This is a genomic window from Arthrobacter tecti, assembly GCF_054511355.1.
In genome coordinates this window covers 47,427-70,105 of record NZ_JBTNCT010000017.1, presented here as the reverse complement: position 1 = coordinate 70,105, position 22,679 = coordinate 47,427, and the positions used below count along the sequence as shown (strand labels likewise).

At 64.5% G+C, this 22,679-nt stretch carries 24 protein-coding genes; 8 read left to right on the top strand and 16 right to left on the bottom strand.

Annotated features, from left to right (window positions below; translation table 11 throughout):
* Positions 1-11: 11 nt before the first annotated feature.
* The 14 genes from panC to dacB all read right to left on the bottom strand — a co-directional run bounded on the left by panC (position 12) and on the right by dacB (position 13,569).
* Complete coding sequence (gene panC / locus ACX80C_RS15900) at positions 12-935, bottom strand: pantoate--beta-alanine ligase (protein WP_459327428.1); 924 nt, start codon at positions 933-935, stop codon at positions 12-14.
* Positions 932-1,858, bottom strand: a complete 927-nt coding sequence (locus ACX80C_RS15895) for a Rossmann-like and DUF2520 domain-containing protein (protein ID WP_459327427.1) — start codon at positions 1,856-1,858, stop codon at positions 932-934. Before ACX80C_RS15895 ends, panC begins: the two co-directional genes overlap by 4 nt.
* Complete coding sequence (locus ACX80C_RS15890) at positions 1,855-3,390, bottom strand: PH domain-containing protein (RefSeq protein ID WP_459327426.1); 1,536 nt, start codon at positions 3,388-3,390, stop codon at positions 1,855-1,857. The genes ACX80C_RS15895 and ACX80C_RS15890 overlap by 4 nt, the downstream gene beginning before the upstream one ends.
* Positions 3,387-3,902, bottom strand: coding sequence for a PH domain-containing protein (locus ACX80C_RS15885; protein ID WP_459327425.1), 516 nt, complete (start codon positions 3,900-3,902; stop codon positions 3,387-3,389). The genes ACX80C_RS15890 and ACX80C_RS15885 overlap by 4 nt, the downstream gene beginning before the upstream one ends.
* The gene (locus ACX80C_RS15880) at positions 3,895-4,386 is read right to left on the bottom strand and encodes a DUF3180 domain-containing protein (RefSeq protein WP_459327424.1); all 492 of its coding nucleotides are present in this window, start codon (positions 4,384-4,386) and stop codon (positions 3,895-3,897) included. Before ACX80C_RS15880 ends, ACX80C_RS15885 begins: the two co-directional genes overlap by 8 nt.
* Positions 4,387-4,439: 53 nt before the next feature.
* Positions 4,440-4,934, bottom strand: coding sequence for a 2-amino-4-hydroxy-6-hydroxymethyldihydropteridine diphosphokinase (gene folK / locus ACX80C_RS15875; RefSeq protein WP_459327423.1), 495 nt, complete (start codon positions 4,932-4,934; stop codon positions 4,440-4,442).
* Positions 4,931-5,320, bottom strand: a complete 390-nt coding sequence (gene folB / locus ACX80C_RS15870) for a dihydroneopterin aldolase (protein ID WP_459327422.1) — start codon at positions 5,318-5,320, stop codon at positions 4,931-4,933. Before folB ends, folK begins: the two co-directional genes overlap by 4 nt.
* A gap of 7 nt (positions 5,321-5,327) precedes the next feature.
* Positions 5,328-6,233: a dihydropteroate synthase gene (gene folP, locus ACX80C_RS15865; RefSeq protein WP_459327421.1), complete on the bottom strand. Its 906-nt coding sequence runs from the start codon at positions 6,231-6,233 to the stop codon at positions 5,328-5,330.
* Positions 6,234-6,246: 13 nt separating this feature from the next.
* Complete coding sequence (folE, locus tag ACX80C_RS15860) at positions 6,247-6,864, bottom strand: GTP cyclohydrolase I FolE (protein WP_459327420.1); 618 nt, start codon at positions 6,862-6,864, stop codon at positions 6,247-6,249.
* Positions 6,865-6,906: 42 nt separating this feature from the next.
* Positions 6,907-8,997: an ATP-dependent zinc metalloprotease FtsH gene (gene ftsH / locus ACX80C_RS15855; protein ID WP_459327419.1), complete on the bottom strand. Its 2,091-nt coding sequence runs from the start codon at positions 8,995-8,997 to the stop codon at positions 6,907-6,909.
* Between the two features lie 187 nt (positions 8,998-9,184).
* Positions 9,185-9,736, bottom strand: coding sequence for a hypoxanthine phosphoribosyltransferase (gene hpt, locus ACX80C_RS15850; protein ID WP_459327418.1), 552 nt, complete (start codon positions 9,734-9,736; stop codon positions 9,185-9,187).
* Positions 9,737-9,772: 36 nt separating this feature from the next.
* Positions 9,773-10,825, bottom strand: coding sequence for a tRNA lysidine(34) synthetase TilS (tilS, locus tag ACX80C_RS15845; protein ID WP_459327417.1), 1,053 nt, complete (start codon positions 10,823-10,825; stop codon positions 9,773-9,775).
* A complete protein-coding gene (locus ACX80C_RS15840) occupies positions 10,822-11,931 on the bottom strand; it encodes a zinc-dependent metalloprotease (RefSeq protein WP_459327416.1) in 1,110 nt (369 codons plus the stop codon). The genes tilS and ACX80C_RS15840 overlap by 4 nt, the downstream gene beginning before the upstream one ends.
* 216 nt (positions 11,932-12,147) lie before the next feature.
* Positions 12,148-13,569 carry a D-alanyl-D-alanine carboxypeptidase/D-alanyl-D-alanine endopeptidase gene (gene dacB / locus ACX80C_RS15835; protein ID WP_459327415.1) on the bottom strand — a complete coding sequence of 474 codons (1,422 nt, stop codon included), beginning with the start codon at positions 13,567-13,569 and terminating at the stop codon, positions 12,148-12,150.
* Between the two features lie 175 nt (positions 13,570-13,744).
* Here dacB and ACX80C_RS15830 point away from each other — a divergent pair, with 175 nt between their 5' ends.
* The 5 genes from ACX80C_RS15830 (at position 13,745) to ACX80C_RS15810 (ending at position 17,415) form a co-directional block, all read left to right on the top strand.
* Positions 13,745-14,311 carry an inorganic diphosphatase gene (locus ACX80C_RS15830; RefSeq protein ID WP_459327433.1) on the top strand — a complete coding sequence of 189 codons (567 nt, stop codon included), beginning with the start codon at positions 13,745-13,747 and terminating at the stop codon, positions 14,309-14,311.
* Between the two features lie 76 nt (positions 14,312-14,387).
* Entirely contained in the window at positions 14,388-14,882 is a 495-nt protein-coding gene (locus ACX80C_RS15825) for an RDD family protein (RefSeq protein ID WP_459327414.1), read from the top strand.
* Between the two features lie 98 nt (positions 14,883-14,980).
* Positions 14,981-15,943 carry a hypothetical protein gene (locus tag ACX80C_RS15820; RefSeq protein WP_459327413.1) on the top strand — a complete coding sequence of 321 codons (963 nt, stop codon included), beginning with the start codon at positions 14,981-14,983 and terminating at the stop codon, positions 15,941-15,943.
* On the top strand, positions 15,940-16,728 hold the full coding sequence (locus ACX80C_RS15815; RefSeq protein WP_459327412.1) for a hypothetical protein: 789 nt from the start codon (positions 15,940-15,942) through the stop codon (positions 16,726-16,728). Before ACX80C_RS15820 ends, ACX80C_RS15815 begins: the two co-directional genes overlap by 4 nt.
* A 42-nt stretch (positions 16,729-16,770) precedes the next feature.
* On the top strand, positions 16,771-17,415 hold the full coding sequence (locus ACX80C_RS15810) for a hypothetical protein (protein ID WP_459327432.1): 645 nt from the start codon (positions 16,771-16,773) through the stop codon (positions 17,413-17,415).
* Here the strand turns inward: ACX80C_RS15810 and ACX80C_RS15805 are convergent.
* A complete protein-coding gene (locus ACX80C_RS15805) occupies positions 17,412-18,194 on the bottom strand; it encodes an IclR family transcriptional regulator (protein ID WP_459327411.1) in 783 nt (260 codons plus the stop codon). The genes ACX80C_RS15810 and ACX80C_RS15805 overlap by 4 nt on opposite strands.
* A 119-nt stretch (positions 18,195-18,313) precedes the next feature.
* Positions 18,314-19,690, bottom strand: a complete 1,377-nt coding sequence (locus ACX80C_RS15800; RefSeq protein WP_459327410.1) for a hypothetical protein — start codon at positions 19,688-19,690, stop codon at positions 18,314-18,316.
* Between the two features lie 164 nt (positions 19,691-19,854).
* Here ACX80C_RS15800 and ACX80C_RS15795 point away from each other — a divergent pair, with 164 nt between their 5' ends.
* The 3 genes from ACX80C_RS15795 (at position 19,855) to ACX80C_RS15785 (ending at position 22,656) form a co-directional block, all read left to right on the top strand.
* Positions 19,855-20,610 (top strand): helix-turn-helix domain-containing protein, encoded by a 756-nt coding sequence (locus ACX80C_RS15795; protein ID WP_459327409.1) that lies wholly within the window; start codon positions 19,855-19,857, stop codon positions 20,608-20,610.
* A 293-nt stretch (positions 20,611-20,903) separates the two neighbouring features.
* Complete coding sequence (locus ACX80C_RS15790; protein WP_459327408.1) at positions 20,904-21,767, top strand: ABC transporter permease; 864 nt, start codon at positions 20,904-20,906, stop codon at positions 21,765-21,767.
* Complete coding sequence (locus ACX80C_RS15785) at positions 21,760-22,656, top strand: carbohydrate ABC transporter permease (RefSeq protein WP_459327407.1); 897 nt, start codon at positions 21,760-21,762, stop codon at positions 22,654-22,656. The genes ACX80C_RS15790 and ACX80C_RS15785 overlap by 8 nt, the downstream gene beginning before the upstream one ends.
* Positions 22,657-22,679 lie beyond the last annotated feature (23 nt).

Sequence of the window (22,679 nt, the reverse complement as noted above, 5' to 3'; positions counted from 1 at the left end):
AGGTTACCGGTTCAGCCTTGCCCGTCAGTCTGGTCTTTATGCGGCTCAGCTTTCAGTGGCTGGTTGTCGATCAGCCGCACACTGCCTACCCTCGCGGCGATCAGCGCCAGACCCTCCCCCGTAAACGGTGTCTCCCGGCAGTTGAAAGCCAGCGGCTCCAGCGTCGCTAAGTCCACCACCTCCAGGTATTCGAGCGCAACCAGCGGCTGGCTGTGGACGAGCGCGACGGCGGAATCCAGGTCAAGCGGTTCACATCGCCTTGCGCGCTCCTCCAGCAACCGGAGGGTGCGTGAAAGGACGAGGGCCGCGCCGGCCTCTTCATCGGTCAGGAAACGGTTGCGGCTGGAGCGGGCGAGCCCTTCGGCTGTGCGGACGGTGGGCACGGCGCGGATTTCGACGGCGAAGTTCAGGTCCCGCGCCATACGGCCGATCAGTACCAACTGCTGCGCATCCTTCTGACCGAAGTAGGCGCGGTAGCCGGCGTCGGCGGCCGGCCAGGCAAGGTGCAGGAGCTTGGCCACCACCGTGAGCATGCCGTCGAAGTGCCCGGGCCGAAACTCGCCCTCAAACTTCTCGCCGAGCCTGCCGGCGGACAGCCGCACAAGAGGTTCGCCGTCGGGATAGACCTCGTCCTGGCTCGGCGCGAACACGAGGTCGACTCCCTGCCGGCCCAACAGTTCGACGTCGGCATCGAGTGTCCGGGGGTACCGGTCGAGGTCACCCGCATCCCCGAACTGCAACGGATTCACGAAGATGGTGGCAACAACGACGTCGTTCTCCTCCCGGGCAGCACGAGCGAGGGCCGCGTGGCCCTCGTGGAGTGCGCCCATGGTGGGTACCAGGCCCAGGCTCACGGGCCCAGGTCCGGCTGCCGACAGAAGTTTGATCGTTGCCGCGCGGAGCTCCGCCGCGGTGGTGATGACGCGTGGACTCACTGATCGTCCTCTCCGGATTGCTGAAGTGCGCGCGTGATGGCCAGGCCCTGGTCGGGTGTCAGCAGACCGCGCTTCACTCCGCGCGCCGCGGTGACGGCCGCGAGTTCCAGGTAGGCGCGGCGCACGTCCTCGGGAGCCGAGGCCAGGGCAGCGGAGTGCGCCTTGACCGTGCCTGAGTCTCCGCGCGCAACCGGTCCGGTGAGGGCACCCTCGCCGGCAGCGAGCGCGTTCTCCAGTGATGCGCGCATGAGCGGGCCAAGAAGCCTGTCAGGCCGTTCGATCCCGATAGCCACGAGTAGCTGTGTGGACTGCGCTGCGAGGGTTACAAGGTGGTTCGATGCGTGGGCGAGCGCCGCGTGGTAGAGAACCCTGTCCTCTTCTTCGACGACAACCGGCTCCGCCCCCATCTCGACCACCAGCGCCTGCGCGACCGGTAGAACCGCCGCCGGGGCGGTGACCCCGAACGAGCAGTCCGGCAACCGGGTCAGGTCCAGACTCAATCCGGTGAACGTCATGGCCGGGTGCAACGCGAGCGGAATGGCGCCGAGTTCGCGCGCCGGTTCAAGCACGCCGGTTCCGAAGCGGCCGGAGGTGTGCGCGACCAACTGCCCGGGCTGCCAGGCGCCCACGGCCGCGAGACCCGCTACGAGTTCGGGCAAGGCGTCGTCGGGCACTGCTACAAGAACCAGCTCCGCGCGCTCGACGATCTCCGGAATGGGCAGTATCGGCACCCCCGGCAGGAGGTTCTCGGCCCGCTCCCTGCTTGCCTCCGACACCGCCGAAACACCGACGACGGCGTGCTCCGCGGCACGCAGGGCAGCCCCCAGCACCGCACCGACCCTGCCCGCACCGATGACGCCGACACCGAGCCGGCCGGGTTTCCGCCGTCCTTCGCGGGACGGCAGTGCCTCGGGAGTAGTCACTGCTTCTGCGGGCCTTCCTGGTAAGACGGGGGTTCCGGCATGACTGCAGGCTCAGCTGCAGGTCCGGGCACGGCCGTTGCGTCAGTAGTGGGTTGTTCAGTGGGCCGCATCCATTGTTCCGGCCCACTGCGCCTGCGGGCCTCGGCTGCGCGGACGGCCTGCTCCTGGAACAGCGTCCACGCCTGCGCGGTTTCGATCTGCCGCACGCGTGGGGACACGGGCCCCGGCGTCGTATGGAAGACGAGGTCGGCAACCTTGAACCGGCGGGCCAGCGGTCCCTGATGTAGTGCAAGGGATTGCGTGCGCTCGTGGGGTACGACGGCGAGCGCTCGCCACCAAGCGCCGGAGCGCGCCAGAATCGCGGTGCGGGTCACTGCTACACCGTTGCGCCGCCAGGCCAGCGGTGCGATGGGCCGGGCGCCGCGTGGAGTGGTGACGAAGCCGCCGTCGGAATCCCGGCCGGCGAGACCGGCTGTGAACACCTCGACCGGGTGTTCCGTACCCGGGTCCGGGAGGACAAGGGCAAGGATCTGCAGCACCTCGTCCCGGGTGCCGACCGGCAGGAGGGTTGCCCGGGCCTGCGCTTCCCCGCTGGCGGACGCGCCGTAGCCGGCGACATTGACCGTGACCTTGTACCAGCCCTTCAACCTCCAGAGCGGGGACTGCACCACTCCAACGGCCTGGACCCGCCCGGGCGGCACCGTCTGGGTCCGCGTATCGAGCAGCCCGTAGCGGATCCGGATACCGTCCGGGGAGATTGCGGCCCGGAAGTTGAACCCGGTGTTGAGTGCATTCCAGTAGGCACTGATTACGCCGATGGCGAGAGGAAGGATCGCTGCAAGCAACGCCCCGGACTCGAAGATGATCGCTGACGCGATGACGGCCATCCCACCGATCACGACGACGATGGTGCTGCCCGAGAGCACCGCCGCGCCGATCACACGTGCAGGCGTCAGTGCCAGGACCTCGCGTTCCGGGGCTTCCTGGATTTCGTCCGGATGGTCGGGGTCCACGGTAACGCCGGCGGCCCGCGCGAGGATCGTCGCGCGCAGCTTCTGTGCCTCCCCCAACTTCAGGAACGACAGCCGAACCGCTGACTCACCGGCGTCGGCGACGTCGAACTTCAACTCCGCGAGACCGAAGAGGCGGGCAAGGAACGGCTGTACCACGTCGATTGCCTGCACCCGGTCCAGCCGCGCCTGACGGTTCTGCCGGAAAACGATTCCCGAGTTCACCCGGACGTGGTCTTCGGTCACCTGGTAGCGAGTGAAGTACCAGGACAGGAAGAAGCCTGCCGCAATCAGAAGTGCGACCCCGACGAGGATCGCAACCGCCCACACCAGTCCAACCGTGTTCCCGTTGAAGTCCGGACCGTCGCCGGTCAGGATCCCTTCGAACCAGTCCCTGCCGCCGAAGAAGAGCAGGGCAGCGATGGCAATCCAACCACGTACCAGGGGCGAGATGATGTGGACGCGCTTCCATTCGTCAGTCGAAGTTGCCAGCAGGTCCGGATCCGGTTGAACGGCGCTCACAGTCCCGCCAGCTTCGCCTCACCGCGCGCGGAGAGCTGCTCGCGGAGCCTGGCCCCCTCACTCGAGGGCAGGCCCGGAATCTCCGCGTTGGTGCCTGGGGAGGCGGTGTGCAGCTTCACCGTGCACAGCCCCAGCGCCCGCTCGATCGGCCCCACGCCGACGTCGACGTACTGCATGCGACCATACGGGACCACCATGGTGCGCTGGAAGAATATGCCTCGCCGGATCAGCAGGTCCTCGTTACGTTCGGCGTAGCCGATCGCGCGGACCTGCCGCGGAAGCAGCAGTCCGCGCCACACAGCGAGAACGACGACGGCGGCGGGCAGCAGCCATGCCAGCCAAGCGGGGAAACCATCCCAGACCCCCGTCAGCATCAACACGAGGGGCACGGACAGGATCAGCAGGTAGAACACGCTGCTGATCGCCCAACCAACGAGCTGGACTTTCAGGTACTTCGGTGAGACCTGTGTCCACTCTATCCCGGTTGGGTCTATTGGTTCTTCCCTACGCATACTCCCCCTCGCCACTTTCCCGGGACTCATCCGCCCCGGCGTCGTCATCCGGCGGCAGCTTGCAGAAGCTTTCCACCACCAGGCCAACCACAATCATCGCAATACCGGCTGCAATCAACGCGACGCTCCCCCAAATGGGTCCGAAATTGCCCGTGAGGTTCACCCAGGTGAGCTGATCGGCAAGGATGCCCACGTGCCAGCCGGTGCTGAGGGCTCCCGCGTAAGCCGTGGCCTGCGCGAGGACCACTGTGCGCGCGGCGAGAAGCGGATCCAGCCGACGCTTGGCGTTCCCGTTGCGCCAGCGACGGACGCGCAGTCCAAAGATAAGGGTCACCGCGATGACGGCCGCGATGGTGAGGAGGGAACTGAGCGGCAGCGACGGCGTAGGGAAACCGTTACGGGTAGCCCCCCAATTGACCAGCCACCCCGCGGCACCGGCCACCAGGGCTATGAATACCAGCCAGCCGAACCTGATTGAGCCCACAGCCTAAGCGTAGCGCGAGGGACCCGGGGTGAGCGAAGCGAGCCCTGGGGGCGCTACACGCCCTCGAACGGGGCGAGGCCGGAAAGATCATCCGCCTGCTCCGCCAGTTCCGTGACCGGCCGTCCCGCCAGCGTGGCCGATGAATCCATCCACGCCCACGGCTGCAGCACAAACGCCCGTTCAGCAGCCCGGGGATGCGGAAGGGTGAGCCGCTCATCGTCGGAGACCAGGTTCCCGTAGGTGACGATGTCGATGTCCAGGGTACGGGGCCCCCAGCGGACCGTCCGCACGCGGTGATGCTTGTTTTCCACCGTTTGGCAGTGTTCCAGCAGCTCGTACGGACCCAGGTCGGTCTCGATCTCGATGACCATGTTCAGGTAGTCGGGCTGCTCAGGACCGCCCACGGCCTTGGACAGCACCACGGGAGAGACCTCGCGGAGCCGGACATGCGGAGAGTCGACGATATCCGCCACAGCCAGTGAGAGCGTGTCATTGCTCTCCCCGAGGTTGCTGCCCAGCGCGAGGACTGAGCGCACCGTGCCGCTCACGCGCGTTCCCGGAAAATGGAAACAGTGACGTCTCCGAACGGAACTTCGATGGGTGCCTTGGGTTTGTGCACCGTCACCTCGACCGCATCAACGGCGAAGGACTCCAGCACGTGCCCGGCGATGCGCTCAGCGAGGGCTTCGATGAGGTTGAGCGGTTCGCCGGTGATGAGATTACGGACCTGCTCCGCCAGTTCACCGTAGTGTGCGGTTCGGGTGAGGTCATCCGAGATTCCTGCCGGGCGCAGGTCGAGGTGAAGCACCACGTCCACGATGAACGGTTGCCCGTCGCGCCGCTCGTGCTCGAAAACGCCGTGATGCCCGACGGCGGTGATCCCCGTGAGCGTGATGGTGTCCTGCCGCGTGGGCGGGCTGGAAGCTGTTGTCATTGTGCGCCTACTTGGTCCAGGAAGCGGCAACCTTGACGGCGTCCAGGTTGGGGCCGACGTCGTGCACGCGGGCGCACCAGGCGCCGCCGGCAGCCGCCAGGGTGGACACGGCAATGGTCGCGGAATCCCGCTCGGCGGGTGCGGCAGCCTTGCCCGCGGTGCTCAGCAGGGTGCCGAGGAAGCTTTTGCGGGATGCCCCCACCAGGATCCGGTGACCGAGCACCTCGAAGCGCTCCAGTGAGCGCAGCAGTTCCCAGTTATGGTCCCCCTTCTTGGCGAAACCGATTCCCGGATCGAGGATGATCTGCTCGGCGGAGACACCCGCTTCATAGAACTTGTCCCGCACGCTCATGAGCTCGGCGATGACATCCTCCACGACGTCGTCGTAATCGGTGAGCGAGTCCATGGTCTGCGCGTTGCCACGGCTGTGCATGAGGACGTAGGGGACACCGCGCTCCGCGATGAGCGCCGGCATCTCCGGATCGAAGTCAAGGCCGGAGACATCGTTGACGATAGCCGCACCGGCGTCAAGCGCCTTGGCCGCCGTGGCGGCATGCATAGTGTCAACGCTGACCAGGGCACCGGCCTTCACCAGCGCGGCAACGACAGGGAGGATGCGCTCCTGCTCCTCCTCCACGGTGGTCTGCTCTGCGTTGGGCCGCGTGGACTCACCGCCGACGTCAACGATGTCCGCTCCGGCGTAGTGCATGCGGAGGCCCTCGGCGATGGCGTCGTCAGCGGTGGCGAACCTGCCACCGTCGCTGAAGGAGTCCGGAGTGACGTTGAGGATTCCCATCACGAGCGTCCGGTTGGTTGGCAGGTCCGCGAAGGACTTGCGGACCCGGGTTGGCCTCAGGACGGGCAGGGGCGACGTTGCTGGTCCGGTTCCTGGGGCTGCTGCGAGTGAATCCATATAGTGCGGTGTCCTATCTTCCGAGTATCAGGCTCATGGCCTCGGCGCGTGTGGCGGCGTCGCGCACCTGGCCGCGCACCGCCGAGGTGACGGTTTTCGCTCCAGGCTTGCGAATGCCCCGCATCGACATGCACAGGTGTTCGCATTCGATAACCACAATGGCGCCCTTGGGTTGCAGATGCTCCATCAGCGCGTCGACGATCTGCGTGGTCAGGCGTTCCTGCACCTGTGGCCGACGCGCGTAAATCTCAACCAACCGCGCCAATTTGCTGAGGCCGGTGATCTTCCCTTCTTCAGAGGGAATGTACCCGATGTGCGCTGTGCCGTGAAATGGGACGAGGTGATGCTCGCAGGTTGAGTAGAACGGGATGTCCTTGACCAGCACCAGTTCCTCGTGGTCCAGGTCGAAGGTAACGGAGAGGACATCCTTCGGATCCTGGTGGAGTCCGGCGAAGAATTCAGCGTACGCCTTCGCCACCCGCTTGGGGGTGTCCTGAAGCCCGTCCCGGTCAGGATCCTCGCCGATTGCGGCCAGGATTTCCCTGACCGCCCGCTCGATTCGGGGCTTGTCTACCTTGGAGCCGGTGGCCGCCAGGGCAGCATTTACCATCTCATCGTCAAAATCGGTCACGCAAAGCATCCTAACCCGGCCACTACGGCCGTCCCCCAGTGGTTACGGGGTTGGACCCGTCCCGTCGGAACGATTGGTTCCCGTTGCGCCGCCCTTGTCATCCGATTCCGTCTCCGGTTCCGGCAGGCCGTCACCCTGAACATCAAAGTCCCGTGGCAGGTTTGCATCGGCGATCTGGTCCTGGGGTGAAACGCTGTCCGGATCCGGCTCATCGGAGGCTTCTGCCTCGGCGCGTTCCTTCGGAGTAACCACGGGAGGCAGCGAATGCACGGGCCGGCTGTCCTTGGAGAGCCAGACGTGACGGGCGTCCCGCTTCCGGATGTCCTCGAAAACCTCTGCGATCTCCGCCTGGTTCAAGGTTTCGCGCTCCAGCAGTTCCAGCGCCAGCCGATCGAGGACGTCGCGGTTCTCGGTAAGGATCGCGTAGGCCTCGTCATGGGCATTGTCGATGAGGCGGCGGACTTCCTCGTCAACGATGTAGGCGATGTGGTCCGAGTAGTTGCGCTCATGGCCCATGTCGCGTCCGAGGAACGGTTCACCGCCGCCCTGGCCCAGCTTCACCGAGCCGATGCGTTCGCTCATGCCGTACTGGGTGACCATCTTGCGCGCCGTGGAGGTTGCCTTCTCAATGTCGTTGGAAGCCCCAGTAGACGGATCGTGGAAGACGATTTCCTCGGCCACCCGGCCGCCCATGGCGTACGCAAGCTGGTCGAGCAGTTCATTGCGCGTGATCGAATATTTGTCATCCGCCGGCAGCACCATCGTGTACCCGAGGGCACGCCCGCGCGGCAGGATGGTGACCTTGGTGACGGGATCCGTGTTGCGGAGAGCTGCCGCCACCAGTGCGTGGCCGCCCTCGTGGTAAGCGGTGATTTTCCGCTCGAGTTCCTTCATTACGCGGCTGCGCTTCTGCGGGCCTGCAATGACGCGGTCGATCGCCTCATCAAGGGCGCGGTCGTCGATGAGCTGCGCGTTAGACCGCGCGGTCAACAGGGCTGCCTCATTGAGGACGTTAGCGAGATCCGCACCGGTGAAGCCCGGCGTCTTCTTTGCCACGGAGCGCAGATCCACGCCGGGCGCCATCGGCTTACCCTTGGCGTGAACCTGCAGGATGCGATCGCGGCCGCCCATATCCGGAGCCTCGACGCCGATCTGCCGGTCGAAGCGGCCCGGACGGAGCAGTGCCGGGTCCAGGACATCAGGGCGGTTGGTTGCAGCGATGAGGATGACGTTGGTGTTGGCGTCAAAGCCGTCCATCTCCACCAGCAGCTGGTTCAGCGTCTGTTCACGCTCGTCATTGCCACCGCCGACGCCGGCGCCACGGTGGCGGCCGACGGCGTCGATCTCGTCAACGAAGATGATGGCCGGAGCGTTGGACTTGGCCTGCTCGAACAGGTCGCGGACACGCGAGGCACCCACACCAACGAACATCTCGACGAAGTCCGAGCCGGAGATCGAATAGAACGGCACGCCTGCTTCACCGGCAACGGCGCGGGCGAGCAGGGTTTTACCGGTACCGGGAGGGCCGTACAGCAGCACGCCCTTGGGAATCTTGGCGCCCAGGGCCTGGAACTTGGAGGGCTCCTGCAGGAACTCCTTGATCTCGTGAAGTTCCTCCACCGCTTCATCGGCGCCGGCAACGTCATTGAAGGTGACCTGCGGCATGTCCTTGCTGATCAGCTTGGCCTTGGACTTGCCGAACTGCATGACCTTGGAGCCGCCGCCCTGCATCCGGCTGAGCAGGAACCAGAAGATGGCGCCCAGGATGAGGATGGGCAGGATCAGTCCGAGGATGCTGGTAAACCAGTTGTTCTCGATGGGCTGGTCCGTGAAGCCGTCCACGTCGGAGGAGTTGATCGCCTCGACAACGAGTTCCCCGCGGTTGTTGCTGAAGAGGAAGTAGACACTCTGCCCGAGGTCCTCGTAGTCCTCGCGCAGCGTGAGGTCCACCCGGTTCTCGCCGTCGACAATCTTGGCCTGCTCCACCTGGTTATTCTCGAGGAGCTCCAGGCCCACATTGGTATCCACGCGCGAACCGCTGTTGTTGAAAACGGAGGGCAGGATCACCAGGAGTGCGACAACAGCCAGCACTATCCAGAAAATGGGTCCTCTGAAAATGTTCTTGAATTTCATTCAACTCAGGGCTGGATGCCCTGTCCCTCCTGCTTCATCAACCAAATAGCCCTGGTCCGTACAGCTGGTCTCCAGTGCAGTGCGCTCGAACAAGTACCAGCTTTACATCGTCTGCAGAATCCACGCATATGCGCAAAGGAAAGTTCCCTCTGGGCGTAGCCGATGGGCGCCTCGGCCCCTGAACCGGCTACTCGTAGACGTGCGGCGCAAGCGTGCCGATGAAGTCCAGGTTGCGGTACTTCTCCGCGAAATCAAGGCCATAGCCCACCACGAACTCGTTGGGGATGTCATAGCCGACATACTTCACGTCGATGGTGACCTTCGCCGCTTCGGGCTTGCGCAGCAGGGTGCAGATCTCGACGGACGCCGGCCCCCGGGAGAGCAGGTTCGCCTTGAGCCAGGAGAGGGTCAGGCCGGAGTCGATGATGTCCTCGACAATGAGCACGTGCTTACCCATGAGGTCCGTCTCCAGGTCCTTCAGGATCCGCACCACACCCGAAGACTGCGTGCCGGAACCGTAGGAAGATACTGCCATCCAGTCCATGGTGACGTGGGAATGCATGGCGCGCGCGAGGTCCGCCATCACCATGACGGCGCCCTTCAGGACTCCGACAATAAGGACGTCCCGGTCCCCGTAGTCCCGGTCAATTTCGGCGGCCAGTTCCTGGACCCGCTGCTGAATCTCTTCCTTGGTGTAGAGAACGTGCTTGAGGTCCGCCTGGACGTCGTGTGAATCCACCAATTACTCCCGGATTGAGGTTTTTGCCCGCGCCGTTCAGGACGGCTTGGCGTGGTTTTTCCTAAGGACAAGACTGCCATAGCTGGCGTCACCGTGGGGAACCCGGGGCCCGCGCACCTGGCGGTAGGCACTCACGTTGCCGCCCAACTGCACCGGGCCGGCCGATCCCGTCCGGCGCAGCAGGTTCTCCGCGGCGAGCAGCCGCTCGAAACTGGGCTGCACTCCACTGAGTTCGACCACGGCGAGCGCCAGCACGCGTTGGCGCAGCGCAGGCGGCAGGGCGCGCAGTGCATCCTCACCCAAAAGGAGGCTGCCGTCGTCGTGCGTTGTTGTTCTTAGCCGGGTGTACTCGGCGTAAGCGAGCTCTTCGAGGTAGGCGGCGTCCTGCGCGAGGATGCGCGAGGTGCGGTGGAGGGCCTCGGCGATGCCGGGGCCGAGCGCGTCCTCGAGATAGGGCAGCACCTGGGTGCGGACGCGGGAGCGGGTGAGGGAGGGGTCGGCGTTCGTGGGGTCGTGCCACGGGGCAAGCCCGCTGAATCGGCAGATTTCCTCGGTGTCGGACCGCCGGAGGCCCAGGAAGGGGCGGAGATAGACGCCCCTGCGCGCCGGCATACCGCTCAGCGAGCGCGTTCCCGATCCGCGCGAGAGTCCGAGGAGCACCTGCTCGGCCTGATCGTCGAGGGTGTGACCGAGCAGCACCGCGCCGGCGTCGTGGTGTTCGACGGCTGCCTCGAGCGCGGCGTAGCGGGCCGTCCGGGCCGCTGCTTCCGGGCCCATCCCCTTGCTGGGTACGTTCACCCGCCGCACTTCGACCGGTTCGAGGCCGAGTTCCGACAATTGGGTGCGCGCGGTTTCGGCCACGTCAGCGCTGCCCGGCTGCAGTCCGTGATCGACGACGACGGCGCCCACCCGGTACTGCCCGCTCCGTGCGAGGTGCGCTGTGGTTGCGGCGACGGCGAGTGAATCGGCGCCTCCGCTGCAGGCCACCAGGATCAGTGACCCGGGAGGGACCTGCGCCTCGTCCAGCGCTGCCCGCACCAGGTTTCGTGCCGTGCCGACAACCGGATTGAGGCGCGGCCGACGGATCACAGCCCCATCCGGGCGACCCACTCCTGCGGTGCGTGGATCTCCTTCTCGGTGGGCAGGTTCTCCGCCCGCTCCCAGACGCGGTTGAACCCCTCCATGCCGACGGCGTCCACAACTGCGCGGACGAACTTGGCGCCGTCACTGTACTGGCGCATCTTCGCATCGAGGCCCATCAGGCGGCGGATGAACTTCTCCACCGGACCGCGGGTCTTGCCGCGGGCGTTGAAGCGGCGGCGGATGGTCTTCACGGTGGGCACAATGCTGGAGTCCACGGCGTCCATGACCACGTTCGCGTGGCCTTCCAGCAGGCTCATGACGGCGGTGAGGTGGGACAACCGGGCCTTGTCCTCGGGCTCCTGGAGCAGTGAGAGGATACCGCCGTCGGAGGAGGGAACGCCGTCGTCGTGCTTTTCTTTGTGCTCCTGGCCGCGGTTCGGTAGGGACTTCAGTGCGCCGCTAAGCCGTTCGGCGAGGGTGTCGGCCTTGCCGGCCAGGCCCACGGTGAGCTCGGAAATGTGCTCGAGCATGTGGTCCTTCAGCCACGGCGCGGCGGCGAACTGGACGCGGTGGGTCTGCTCGTGGAGGCACACCCAGAGCCGGAAGTCGGCCGGGACGACGTTGAGTTCGCGCTCCACCGAGACGATGTTCGGCGCAACCAGCATCAGGCGGCCGCCCCTGCCCTGGCCGGAGGGTCCGAACGGATCGTATTGCCCCAGCACCTTGCTGGCGAGGAACGCGAGGATCGCGCCCATCTGCGCGCCCGTGATGCTGCCGCCGAGTGCTGCGTTTGCCGCCTTCAGCTGCTCCGCCTTGGTGCGCATCAGGTGTTCGATTGCCGGCGCCATGAGGACCTTGAAGCTCTGCGTGTTGGCCTTCGCCCAAGATGCGCGGTCCACGATCACCAGGTCGGAGTCCCGCAGGTCCCTGGCAGCCTCAAGCCCGGTGATCCGGTGGACGTGTTCAACGGAGAGGTCGGCGAGTTCACGGAGATTTTCGACGACGGCGGCAACCTCCCTTGCGCTCAGCTTGGGGCCCGGAGGGGCCAGTTTCGCGGCGCTGCTGGCGGCCAGGTCCCAGTTGACGAGCTGAATAGGAGTGCTGCTGTCCATGGTGACCATTCGACCACACTAGTCTGGGATGTCGCTTGCGGGGGCTCCTCGAACGATTCCGTGCAGGTCTGAGGGGATGAGGTGTGTGTCGCGGCGGGACACGCCGCTTCTCGGAGGTTCGTGGACGGCAAACATGCACTTAATCGACAAGCTGTAATCGGATTGGCGTGCCGGGATTGCCGGCAGGGATTAGGGCGGGGATCGCGGCTCGGCGGGCTACCGGCAGCCGCACCCTGCGAGAACGGCGGCCGCGGCGTCGACGGCGTCCCGTGCCGGCGCGGTTGTCCCGTCCAGCCCGCTGGCGATGAAGGAGAACACGAGCAACCGGCCGTCCGCCGAAACCACGTAGCCGCTCAGGGCAGTGACAGCGTTCAGCGTCCCGGTCTTGGCCCGCACGAGGCCGGCGCCGGCGAAAGTGGGGGCGTCGTCGTCGTTATAGCGGCCGGCCAGTGTCCCCGAAAGGCTGGCCACCGGCAGCCCGTGCAGCACGTGGCGTAGGGCGCGGTTGTCGCTGCGGAGCAGGATCCGCACCACCCCGGCGAGTTGCTGCGGCGTGACCCGGTTGCGTGGGGAAAGGCCCGACGCGTCCCCGAACACCATGCCCTCGGTCTCCAGTTCGAGGCCGTTGATGACCTCCGCGATCGTCTCGAGTCCACCACCGAATGATGCCGGCCGCCCGCTCGCTTCCGCGGCAAGCCTGGCCAGGACCTCCGCGAGGTAGTTGTCCGAGGTGAGGAGCATGTGCTCGACCTGTTCCTCGACGGTGCCGGATTCAACTGCCGCCAGAAGCGTCGCCTCCTCGGAGGCAGCCCGGCGCTCAATGCCTTCAGCGACTTCGACGCCTTCGCTGATCAGCGCGTCCCGGAAAGCGGCGGCGGCCACCAGGGCGGCATCGTCTGCGCGCGCACCGCCCTGCTTCGACTCATCCAGCCAGGAGGAGTTGATGGCGAGCGGGTAAATCGGCGCAATCTCGCCGGCCTGGATGTCACCCTCCTGCCAGCTCGCATTCAGCACCGGGCCGACGAAGAGGGTGTCATCGAGGACCAGTTGATAGGGGCCGCCGCCCCCAAGCGCCTCGGCAGTCCTGGCCGCAAGCGTGGCAAGACCCGCGCGTCCCACAACGGCCTCCGGGTTGGACTCCCCCGAGCCCAGCAGGGTATCCCCGCCCGCCTTCAGCACCAGCACGTTGCCTGTGCCGGCGCGGTGAACTGAGGTGGTGAGGCGGCGGTCGGGATCGATCCTGGCAAGCACGGCGGTGGCCGTGAGCAGCTTGATGTTCGACGCCGGTAGCTGCAGTTCGGCACCGCCCTGATCAAAGAGGGACTCACCGGTTGCAGCGTCCAGGACAACGCCGGTCACCGGTGTGTCTCCCGGGACCTGCAGTGCTTCGTTCAGCAGCGGCGCGAGCACTTCCGGCGCCGGGACCGGCGCCCCGGAGTCGAGGCGGCTGACGAGCGTTGGCGCCGTGACGTCTTCGGGAGCCTGCTGGATGGCCGGAACGCTCGGTTCGGGCTCCGGGGCGTGCTCCTGGAGCGCCGCTGCGAGCTGGGGCCCATAGTGGACACCTAAGGGAACCGCGAGCACGCCTAGGACCACGACGAGCAACATCGCGGTGAGCACCCGCGTACTGCGCTTCAATGGAGTCCTCTCGGGGGCATACGCAATGGGCATGGGCGAACAGCGCGGTCACGGAATCGGTGATGTACGCGCGCGGCCTATATCTTTAACAGTAGACCGGGGCGTGTCCGGATATTGTTAAATCTCTCCCGCGCCCATCCAGTTCCTTTCCCTGACAGCAGGAGTTCCCATGTCAATGAAGCTCGACGTCACCATCGAGATCCCCAAGGGATCGCGCGTCAAGTACGAGATCGACCACGAAACCCACCGCCTCCGCCTGGACCGCGTGCTCTTCACCTCGATGCAGTACCCCACGCACTACGGCTACTTCGAGAATACTCTCGGCGAGGACGGCGATCCGCTGGACGCACTGGTGCTGCTGCAGGACTTCGACCTTCACCCGGGCGTTCTGGTGGAGTCCCGCCCCATCGGCGTGTTCAACATGGTCGACGACGGCGGCGGCGACGCCAAGGTGCTCTGCGTCCCGGTTGATTCCCGCTTCGATCACATTCAGGACATCAAGGACGTTTCGCAGTACCTGCTGGACGAGATTGAGCACTTCTTCCGCAAGTACAAGGATCTTGAGCCGGGCAAGTGGGTTGAGGCCGCGGACTGGGATGGCCGGGAGGCCGCTGAGGCCGAGGTGGAGGCGTCCCTGAAGCGCTTCGAAGCCCTCGGTGAAGCCAGCGAAGAGGACGAGCCCCAGGGCCGTTCGGTCGAGGCTGACGCTGACAACGCCGACAACGAGCCGCAGGGCCGCTAAAGACCAGTACGACGGCGCGCGGCCTGCGCAGGTGGGTGCGCGCCGTCGTCGTTCTGTGAAGTCCAGAAGGGGAACCATGAGCCAGTCCACCCAACGCAAGCCCCTTCCTCCGTGGCGCGAGGGAAAGTTCAAGGACGGCCGGCCGTTCGTTGAAGCGACGAGCGGCCAGCGGGTGGGCAAGTACGCACTGGACGTCCTGGTAATCCTGGTCCTCTTTGTGGTGCTCTTCTTTGTGCTCGCTGTCATCGCCGCCGCGGCGGGGCTTTCCGGTGACGCCGGCGCCGGAATTGCGTTTGGCGTTGCTTATGCGGTGAGTGCGCTCGGCTATGGATTCGTCGCCGGGTTCTCACGGACGCTCGGAGCGAAAGCAGCCGGTGTGCGCAATCTCCGCTATCGGGACGGCAAGGCCATGGGGCCGTTCCAGAGTGCCTGGCGGATGCTGGCACTTGCAGTGTTCTGGCCGTTCATCCTCTTTGGCGTGGTGGTGAGTCCGCTCAGCGGCTCACCTGGAATCGATGCCAACAAGACCCGCTTCCGCAGCTTCGTGGTGGCAGACGTCCGCACCCGCTGACTTCCAGCGGCTCCATGGGGAGCGCTGCCCATGGCACCGACCAGTGGGTGTTGGGTAGGTTCGAAACCTGTTCTCAGCAGTCTCACCAAAGGGCCTCCATGTCGGAATTACTCGGCGCCAACGTCGAAGAGCTTGAATCGCTCGCGGAGCGTTTCTCGCAATCGGCCGAGACTTTGCGCGGCATCCGGTCCACGCTGACCGTCGGCGTCATCAACAACACCGGATGGGCAGGCCCTGACGCCGAGTCCCTTCGCTCATCCTGGGACAGCCACCAGATGGCCATCATGCTCGCGGCCAACACCCTTGACCGCGGCTCACGCGACCTCCTGGAGCAGGCACGGCAGCAGGAGACCGCGAGCGACGCCGGCAGCGGAGCGATCGGCGGCTCATCCGGAGCGCCGGGGTTCCCTGGGACACCCGCGGGTCACACGGACGAGGACTTCAGCATCTGGGAAGCCCTCGGGCAGGTGGCCGGCTTCGGGATGGACATCAACAAAATGTTCAAGCTCTCCGACATCCAGAAGTTCATCGCGAACTCCCGCATCCTCGACATTACGGATATGCGGAACATCTCCCTGGCGAGTGAATTCCTCGATGAGGCCTCGAAGTTCACCAAATGGTCGCGGTTCGCCGGCCCACTGCTGGCACCCCTCGGCATTGCGGGCGGCATTCACGACGTCTTCAATCCCGATCACGAAGGTTGGCGGGGTGTTGGTGACCGGGTGGCCGGCGGCGTCGGTGCGTTCGCTTCGGGCGGTACCCTGCTCCTGGCCGCAGGAGCGCTGGGGCCGGTGGGGGCCGCCGTCGTCGTCGGGGCCGGCCTGGCGGCGGGTGCGTGGGCACTCGGCAATTATGTCTACGACAATTGGGACAACATCACTGAATGGACATCGAACGCTTGGGATGCAACCACAGACTTCGTCGGGGACACGTGGGACGGGGCTACCGACATCGCCGGTGACGCGTGGGAGGGTGCCACGGATCTGGCCGATAGTTTGAGTGACGGTGTCGGCGATTTCGTTGAGGATCCGATCGGATCAATTGGAGGACTGTTCTCATGACCACGCAGCCAATCGAGTGGACCACCCGCGACGTGGAGAGCGCGCGCAAGGTCCTGGCGCTCTCGTTCGAGGAGAGCGAGGATCTGCCCACGCTCACGGATGAGGAGATCGTGGCGCTGGATGGGATCGAGCGCGACCAGTTCGTTGCACTGCCGTTCCTCGAGAAGCATGAGGAGCAGAAGTACCTTGCGGCCACCGTCGCCTTGCGGTCCCTGATGTCGAAGGGCATCGCGTTCCCGGTGGTTGAGGAGGGCTACAACGAGCCCACCCGACTCAATGCCACCGAACCCGTCACCGGAATAATGACCCTGCGCCGCACGGCAAGCCGCATTGTCACCGGGCAGCGGACGTCCCAGGCTGGGCGGCACTGGCTTTTTGCCTACATTCACGACGAGATCGTGTTGGAAGAAGAAGTGAACGACGGCGGCATCCACGGCTTCGTGGTCTACCCCGCTTCCCGCCTGGCCGAGCGGCTCGCTGTGCTGGGCGACCCGGAGCAGGTCGCCGCGAACGACGACGAACCAGTAGTGCTTGCGCGCGAAGAGTTCGAGAAGTCCGGTGCGCCGATGCTGGAGCAGAGCCGTGCCGTTACGGTTTACACCGGCGCTTCGGGCGGTGCAGACACGTTCACCAACCTCACCGTGTACACCGGTGCGGACTCCGTAAAGACGCTCGCCGCTATTGAAAGAGACGGCGCTGTGGACTTCACCATCGCAGAGGTTTCCGGGGCATCGCTGCGGGCTGCACTGCAGTCCGTTGTGGACGACCCTTCCGAATCAACGTAAATCGGTTGATTCGGCGTTGCCCTCCGGCATACTGGGGGCATGCTGTTCGTGGTGACCATCAACCAGCGCGATTCCCGCGAGGTGGGTGATCTCGTGCCCGAGCTGCTGCGGGAGTTTCGGTTCCTTGACGCCGTCGTGCCGTTTCAGCGCTCCGTCGGGGATGAGCTTCAGGGCGTGGTGGACAACGCCGTTGCCGCAGTTGACGTGGCGTTGAAGGCGATCCGGTTCCGGCGTTGGCACGTGGGCATCGGCGTGGGCGAAGTACACATGCCCCTGCCGGAGCGGATTGTTGACGCTGAGGGTTACGGCCTGGTGTACTCGCGTCGGGCGGTGAACCGGGCGCAGAAGACCGGCGAGCGCATTCCCCTGGTAGTCGAGGGACCCGATTCTGACGTCGCGGCCGAAGCAGAAGCAGTGCTGCGGCTTCTGGGCCAGATTGTGTACACGCGCACGGAAGCTGAATGGAACGTGCTGGACCTGATGACGCCGGGCGCGCGCGGGCAGCAGAAGTTCATTGCGCAGGAGCTGGGCATCACCACGCAGGCGGTGAGCAAGGCCGTGATCCGTTCGCACTGGGTCGAGGAGTGGGCCACGCGTCCGGCAGCCGCGCGGCTGCTCGACCTCGCATACGGGCCGGTGGCGCTGCCCGTATGCGACGCTGGCTTACTAGCTTCCGGGTCGTATTAGCCGGTGCTCTTATACATTCCCGGTGATGCACCGTGGCCGTTTGAATCCTCAATGGTGTCTGCGACCGAACGCAACCGGACGAGCAATTCCGGCACCTCGCCGGTGCGAAAACGTCCAGCCACGCCTATTGCCGCGTCCTCGCTGTCGAGGGCGATTGCGAGTGTTCGCATACCGGCGTTGTCCGGCGTCTCGGTCAACGCGTATCCCTGCTCACGCACCAGAGCGAGGATTTGGATGAGCCCGCCGCGCCCTTCCAGTTCAACCCGGCGCCGAGGCACCGGAACAGCACGACGCCGCGCCTCGTTCGCGTAAAGGTCCTTCACCTCGTCTTCGGAAAGCCGCGCAAGCAACGCCTGCCCGAGGCCGGAGACTTCCGCCGGATAGAGGGGCTCCCGGCCGAGCGCGTCGCCCGGTCGGTCGCCGCGCCGACCATGATAGAGGTAGCAGACTTCGTCTTCCCACCGCACGCCCATCGCTACCTGCATGCCCGTGTCCAGAAGTGACTCGAGCGGTTCGAGGGAACGACGGATCAATCCGGACCCGCGCAAACTCTGCGCCGCAAGCACATGTACTGCCGGTCCTGGAAGGTACTTGCGCTGCTCGTTTTGATGGGCGAGGCCCACAAAAGCGAGCGTTTTCAAGAGCCGATTGACGCGTGTCGGTTCCATGTCGAGCATTCGTGCGAGCTCCCGTGAACCGATGGGTTGGGCGTGGGCAGCCAGTGCCTGCAGACAAACCAACCCGTCAATGAGTGATTGGTTCGGTTGCGCGGGCTTCACGCTGCCATCTTAGTTCTTCCAGCCAGGCTGGTTGGCCACATCAGGCACCGTGCCTTTAAATGGACTCCGGCCACCGCACCGGCAGTGTGCGCGGGTGCGGTGGCCGGCGCCACCGTCTGTTAGGTGTAGACCAGCTGAGCCGTGACCTCGCAGTCTGCTGAGGCCACCAGCCGAACCCAGTGGGCGCTGAAGCCGGTGGGAAAGGTGAATGCTTCATAGCCATTCGCGCCGACCGTAATTGTGCGGTAACGCTTGAAGGCTCCCGTGCCCATGAAGTCGACCTCAACATGGAAGTCCACCGGCTCGTTGTTTTCGTGGCTCAGGTGCAGGCACTTGTGCTCGAATCCGGTCATCAGATAGGGATCCGAGGGGTCATCAGCCTTGACCTCAGTCTCCCACCAGGGGCCGCCCCAGCCCTGCGGCTTTCCCCAGCTCCATAGATCGTCAGTCTTGCCGAACCACAGGTTCGCCTGCGCCTGTCCGGCTACCGGGTTGGCGTCGAAGATGGGCGTGGTCTGGTCGCCGGCAAGAACAAGCATGCCGTTCCACGACGTGAAATCGCCAATGATTCGTAGGTGCGAGGAGATCGGACGGATGCCCCACACCGCGTTACCGTGAACCAGTGAAGGCAGTTCGTAGAACATGCCGCTCGCGTCCATCAGCAGCCGCTCGGATTCCACCTCGCGGATGCGCGGCCATTCCGTGGTGAAAGCGTGGTCCTGTGTGTGAGTGGACTTCGGCAGCCGGTACACCTTCCACCCGGTCGCAGGAAGGTACACATGGAACAGGGCAGACGCACGGTCCTGCCCCACCGCATACAGAGCATCGCTCATGCCGTTCGCGCTGGCGAGGGTATTGAACTGCGTTTTCGCAAGGGTGGTCCAGGTGGTGCCATCCCACTCCGCGAGCCGCCCTTCGCTCTCGCCCGTGGGGAAGTCAGCCTCGTAATAGGAGTTGTTGACGACGACAACGCGCCCGTGCCGCGTGTAGGCATCCTTGAAGTGCGCGTAACCCTCCACGCCGAGCTCCAGGCAAAGGTTCGCCAGCTCCTTCACATCGAAGGTGTGGACGTCAACTTCGAAGAATTCGCCTTCCATACCGAGGACGTGCACCTTGTTCGCTGGGTCCGTCAAGTGCCGGCAAGTGGCTGTCAACCGCACGTCGACCAGTTCTTCAATGGTCTGCACGTTGCCCTCAGTGTCGATGACATGGGGGCCGATGAAGAGTTGGTTTGTTTCAGCGTGCACCATGCGGTTCGCATAGGTGCCCACAACGCTTTCCGGGTGCTTGGTGAGCGTCATGTCATCATCAACCGAGAACAGGCCCGTTCCTCCGCCCGTTTTCGCGGTGTGGGCAACATAGGTGACGAACCAGAGGCGATCAGCCCACGGCATCAGTGCGCCGATGCCCGTCTCGCTGCGCGGAACGTGATCCGCCTTGACGGCAAGGCGCGGCACGACGCCGCTGATTGCGCCGGAGATACCCTGCTGATTCATGCTGTTCAATCCTCTCGTCGCGGCTCGCGCCGTCGTCGTCATGGCCTCGCTGCTCCGCAAGGCGTGATGTTAGCTTCCACATGCGCGGACCGCTTTTTCAATCAGAGATCCGCTTTATGCAGGTTTTTATGCCTAACTATGCATAGAGCGCTTAGTATGCGTAGATGACGACGACGCGAATGCAGTCCCTCGGCAGGGGTCTGGCCGTGCTGTCCCAGCTTGTTCAGGCAGAAGGGCCACTCACGTCGACTGAGATCGCAAACAAGTGCGGCATGCATCAGACAACGGCGTCGCGTATTCTGGCGGACCTCATCGCTTCCGGTTTCGTCCGCAAGATCGGCTACCGGGAGTTCGCGCCGGATTACGGCCTGCTGGTGCTTGGCCTCGAGGCAGCGCGCCATTTCCCGGTGCTGTCACGTCCTCGGCTCGCGATGGAACGGGCAGCGGGCATGTGCGCGGGACTGACGGTCTCGTTGTGCATGCTGTGGCGTGGGCGCCTCCTCTACTTCGACCAGGCCGAGCGTGGGCTTGAGACGCAAATCTTCCATGGCAGCGGCTACGCCCTGCACCTGTCGTCACCCGGCCTGCTGTTCATGCTCGACCTGCCGCATGAGCAGGCACTCGCTGCGTTGAATGCTTCGCGCAGCCAGCACGGTTGGCAGCAACCGACCAGCGAAGTTGCGTCCACACCGGCGGGCGTACTCCATGCGGCTCGCGCACTCCACAGGGACGATTCGCTCGTTCTGTCGGGTTGGGCTGCGCCGGGACACGTGAGCGCCGCCATACGACTGGCTGACCATGAGGGCACTCCCCTTGCGCTCGCGGTTGCCGGTGCGGGGGACATCATGACGCCGGAATCTCTCCGACGGAGACTGCATGAGATACGTCGCTTGGTGGAGAGGTCGCTGCCGGCAGCCTAGTCCGTGCTCTCGAATCTATACCCGGGGGCTTGCAAGGCGCCCGCGGGCGCCGGCCGACCTTCACGCAGATAGATGTCTTCGACATCTCTCGCATGGGGTTGTAGGAATTCTCGTTGGTGCTATAGTTGCATCACTTTACTGCCATGTGAAATGCGACACGTCAGAGAGGGTTCAATGTGTTGACTACGAATACGCCGGTCCACGGTTCCCAAAGGACCCAGCCCGGCGCTAGGGACGACCGGCCGAGGCGGCGCAAGCTGGCGCGGATCGCGCGCGAGAAAACATTGTTGGTCATGATCCTTCCGGCAACTTTGTTGATTCTCGTATTCACCTACATCCCGCTACTCGGCAATGTGGTTGCGTTCATGGATTTCGTCCCGTACCTGCCGCTCACCGAGTCCCCGTGGGTCGGCTTCGCCAATTTCACGGCGATGTTCGAGGACCCGGCATTTTGGACTGCGCTCTGGAATACGCTGCAGATCAGCGCCCTGCAGCTGATGTTCTCGTTTCCGGTGCCCCTTTTCCTGGCCATCCTGCTGCACAGTGTCCTTTCACCATTCATTCGGGGCTTTGTGCAGTCGGTGATCTACCTGCCGCACTTTCTGTCCTGGGTGATCGTCGTCGCCATGTTTCAGCAGGTACTCGGCGGCACGGGCGCAGTGACCGACGTATTACGCGAACTCACCGGTGAGCCCTTGAATCTCATGACCAATCCAGAGACGTTCAAGGCACTGCTCATAGCTCAGGGAGTCTGGAAGGACGCAGGATGGGGAACAATCCTGTTTCTGGCTGCCCTTACCGCGATTGACTCCTCACTTTATGAATCGGCTGCCGTCGATGGAGCCGGCCGTCGTCGCCGTTTCTGGCACATCACCCTGCCGGGCATTCGACCGATCATCGTGCTGCTGATCATCCTGCAGCTTGGCACATCGCTCACCGTGGGCTTCGAACAGATCTTGCTGCAACGGGACAACGTCGGCGCACAAGCAGCGGAGGTGCTGGATACCTACGTGTACTTCAACGGAATTGTTGACGGCAACTGGAGCATCGGCGTTGCTGCCGGACTCCTGAAGGGCGTGGTCGGCCTCATCCTCATACTCGGAGCCAACAAACTGGCGCACAAACTTGGAGAGCAGGGGGTCTATTCCCGTGATTAATACAGCAACACGACCCATTTGGGAAGAACGGCCGCATCCCTTGGCGGTCCTCGCCAAAGGCGCTGCCCTGGTAGCGATCGTCGTCGTGATCGCCTTCCCATTCCTGCTGGTGGTTTCAACAAGTCTCGCCCCACAGGATGAACTCACCGCCAACGGCGGCTATGTCTTGTGGACCAACAATCCCACCCTCGATGCCTACCGTCAGATCCTCAGTGGCGGTGCCGTCTCGAAGGCTGTGATGGTGAGCCTGCTGGTAACTCTGGTGGGCACCGCCATCTCCCTGGGAGCCACCGTACTTGCCGCGTATGCCCTGAGTCAGCGCCGACTCCCCTGGCACCGGACGTTCCTTGGGATGGTGCTGCTCACCTTCCTGTTCACACCGGGAATGATTCCGCTCTACTTGATGGTCAAGCAACTGGGACTGCTGGACACCTACGCAGCGCTCATCCTGCCCACGGCGATCAGCGCTTTCAACATCGTCATCATGCGCGGATTCTTCATGACCATTCCCGGCGAACTTCTGGACAGCGCGAAGATCGACGGCGCCGGGCACTGGCTCTCCCTGACGCGCATAGTGCTGCCGCTGTCCCGAGCGGTAATCGCCGTAATCGGGCTCTTCTACGCAGTTGGATACTGGAACTCTTTCTTCAACGCACTGCTCTATCTGAACGACTCATCAATGTGGCCGCTCCAACTGGTGCTGCGAACCTACGTTCTCCAGGGTTCGCCTGTAGCGCAGGACGCCGGCGCAGTAGCTGACGTCCTTCCACCCACCCAGGCACTTCAGATGGCCGTGGTGGTCATCGCAATTATTCCCATTCTTTGCATCTACCCCTTCCTCCAACGCCACTTCAAGACCGGCGTCCTGACCGGTGCGGTCAAGGGCTGAAAACAACCATCACTCCCGAAAGG

What these genes read in the sequence shown, in the direction of transcription:
- ACX80C_RS15825 (WP_459327414.1), top strand. Translation starts at nt 14,388, where the DNA reads ATGAGCCAGTCCACCCAACGCAAGCCCCTTCCTCCGTGGCGCGAGGGA.
- ACX80C_RS15820 (WP_459327413.1), top strand. Translation starts at nt 14,981, where the DNA reads ATGTCGGAATTACTCGGCGCCAACGTCGAAGAGCTTGAATCGCTCGCG.
- ACX80C_RS15815 (WP_459327412.1), top strand. Translation starts at nt 15,940, where the DNA reads ATGACCACGCAGCCAATCGAGTGGACCACCCGCGACGTGGAGAGCGCG.
- ACX80C_RS15790 (WP_459327408.1), top strand. Translation starts at nt 20,904, where the DNA reads ATGATCCTTCCGGCAACTTTGTTGATTCTCGTATTCACCTACATCCCG.
- ACX80C_RS15800 (WP_459327410.1), bottom strand. Translation starts at nt 19,690, where the DNA reads ATGAATCAGCAGGGTATCTCCGGCGCAATCAGCGGCGTCGTGCCGCGC.
- ACX80C_RS15830 (WP_459327433.1), top strand. Translation starts at nt 13,745, where the DNA reads ATGAAGCTCGACGTCACCATCGAGATCCCCAAGGGATCGCGCGTCAAG.
- ftsH (WP_459327419.1), bottom strand. Translation starts at nt 8,997, where the DNA reads ATGAAATTCAAGAACATTTTCAGAGGACCCATTTTCTGGATAGTGCTG.
- ACX80C_RS15840 (WP_459327416.1), bottom strand. Translation starts at nt 11,931, where the DNA reads ATGGACAGCAGCACTCCTATTCAGCTCGTCAACTGGGACCTGGCCGCC.
- folP (WP_459327421.1), bottom strand. Translation starts at nt 6,233, where the DNA reads ATGGATTCACTCGCAGCAGCCCCAGGAACCGGACCAGCAACGTCGCCC.
- folB (WP_459327422.1), bottom strand. Translation starts at nt 5,320, where the DNA reads ATGACAACAGCTTCCAGCCCGCCCACGCGGCAGGACACCATCACGCTC.
- ACX80C_RS15885 (WP_459327425.1), bottom strand. Translation starts at nt 3,902, where the DNA reads ATGCGTAGGGAAGAACCAATAGACCCAACCGGGATAGAGTGGACACAG.
- ACX80C_RS15795 (WP_459327409.1), top strand. Translation starts at nt 19,855, where the DNA reads ATGACGACGACGCGAATGCAGTCCCTCGGCAGGGGTCTGGCCGTGCTG.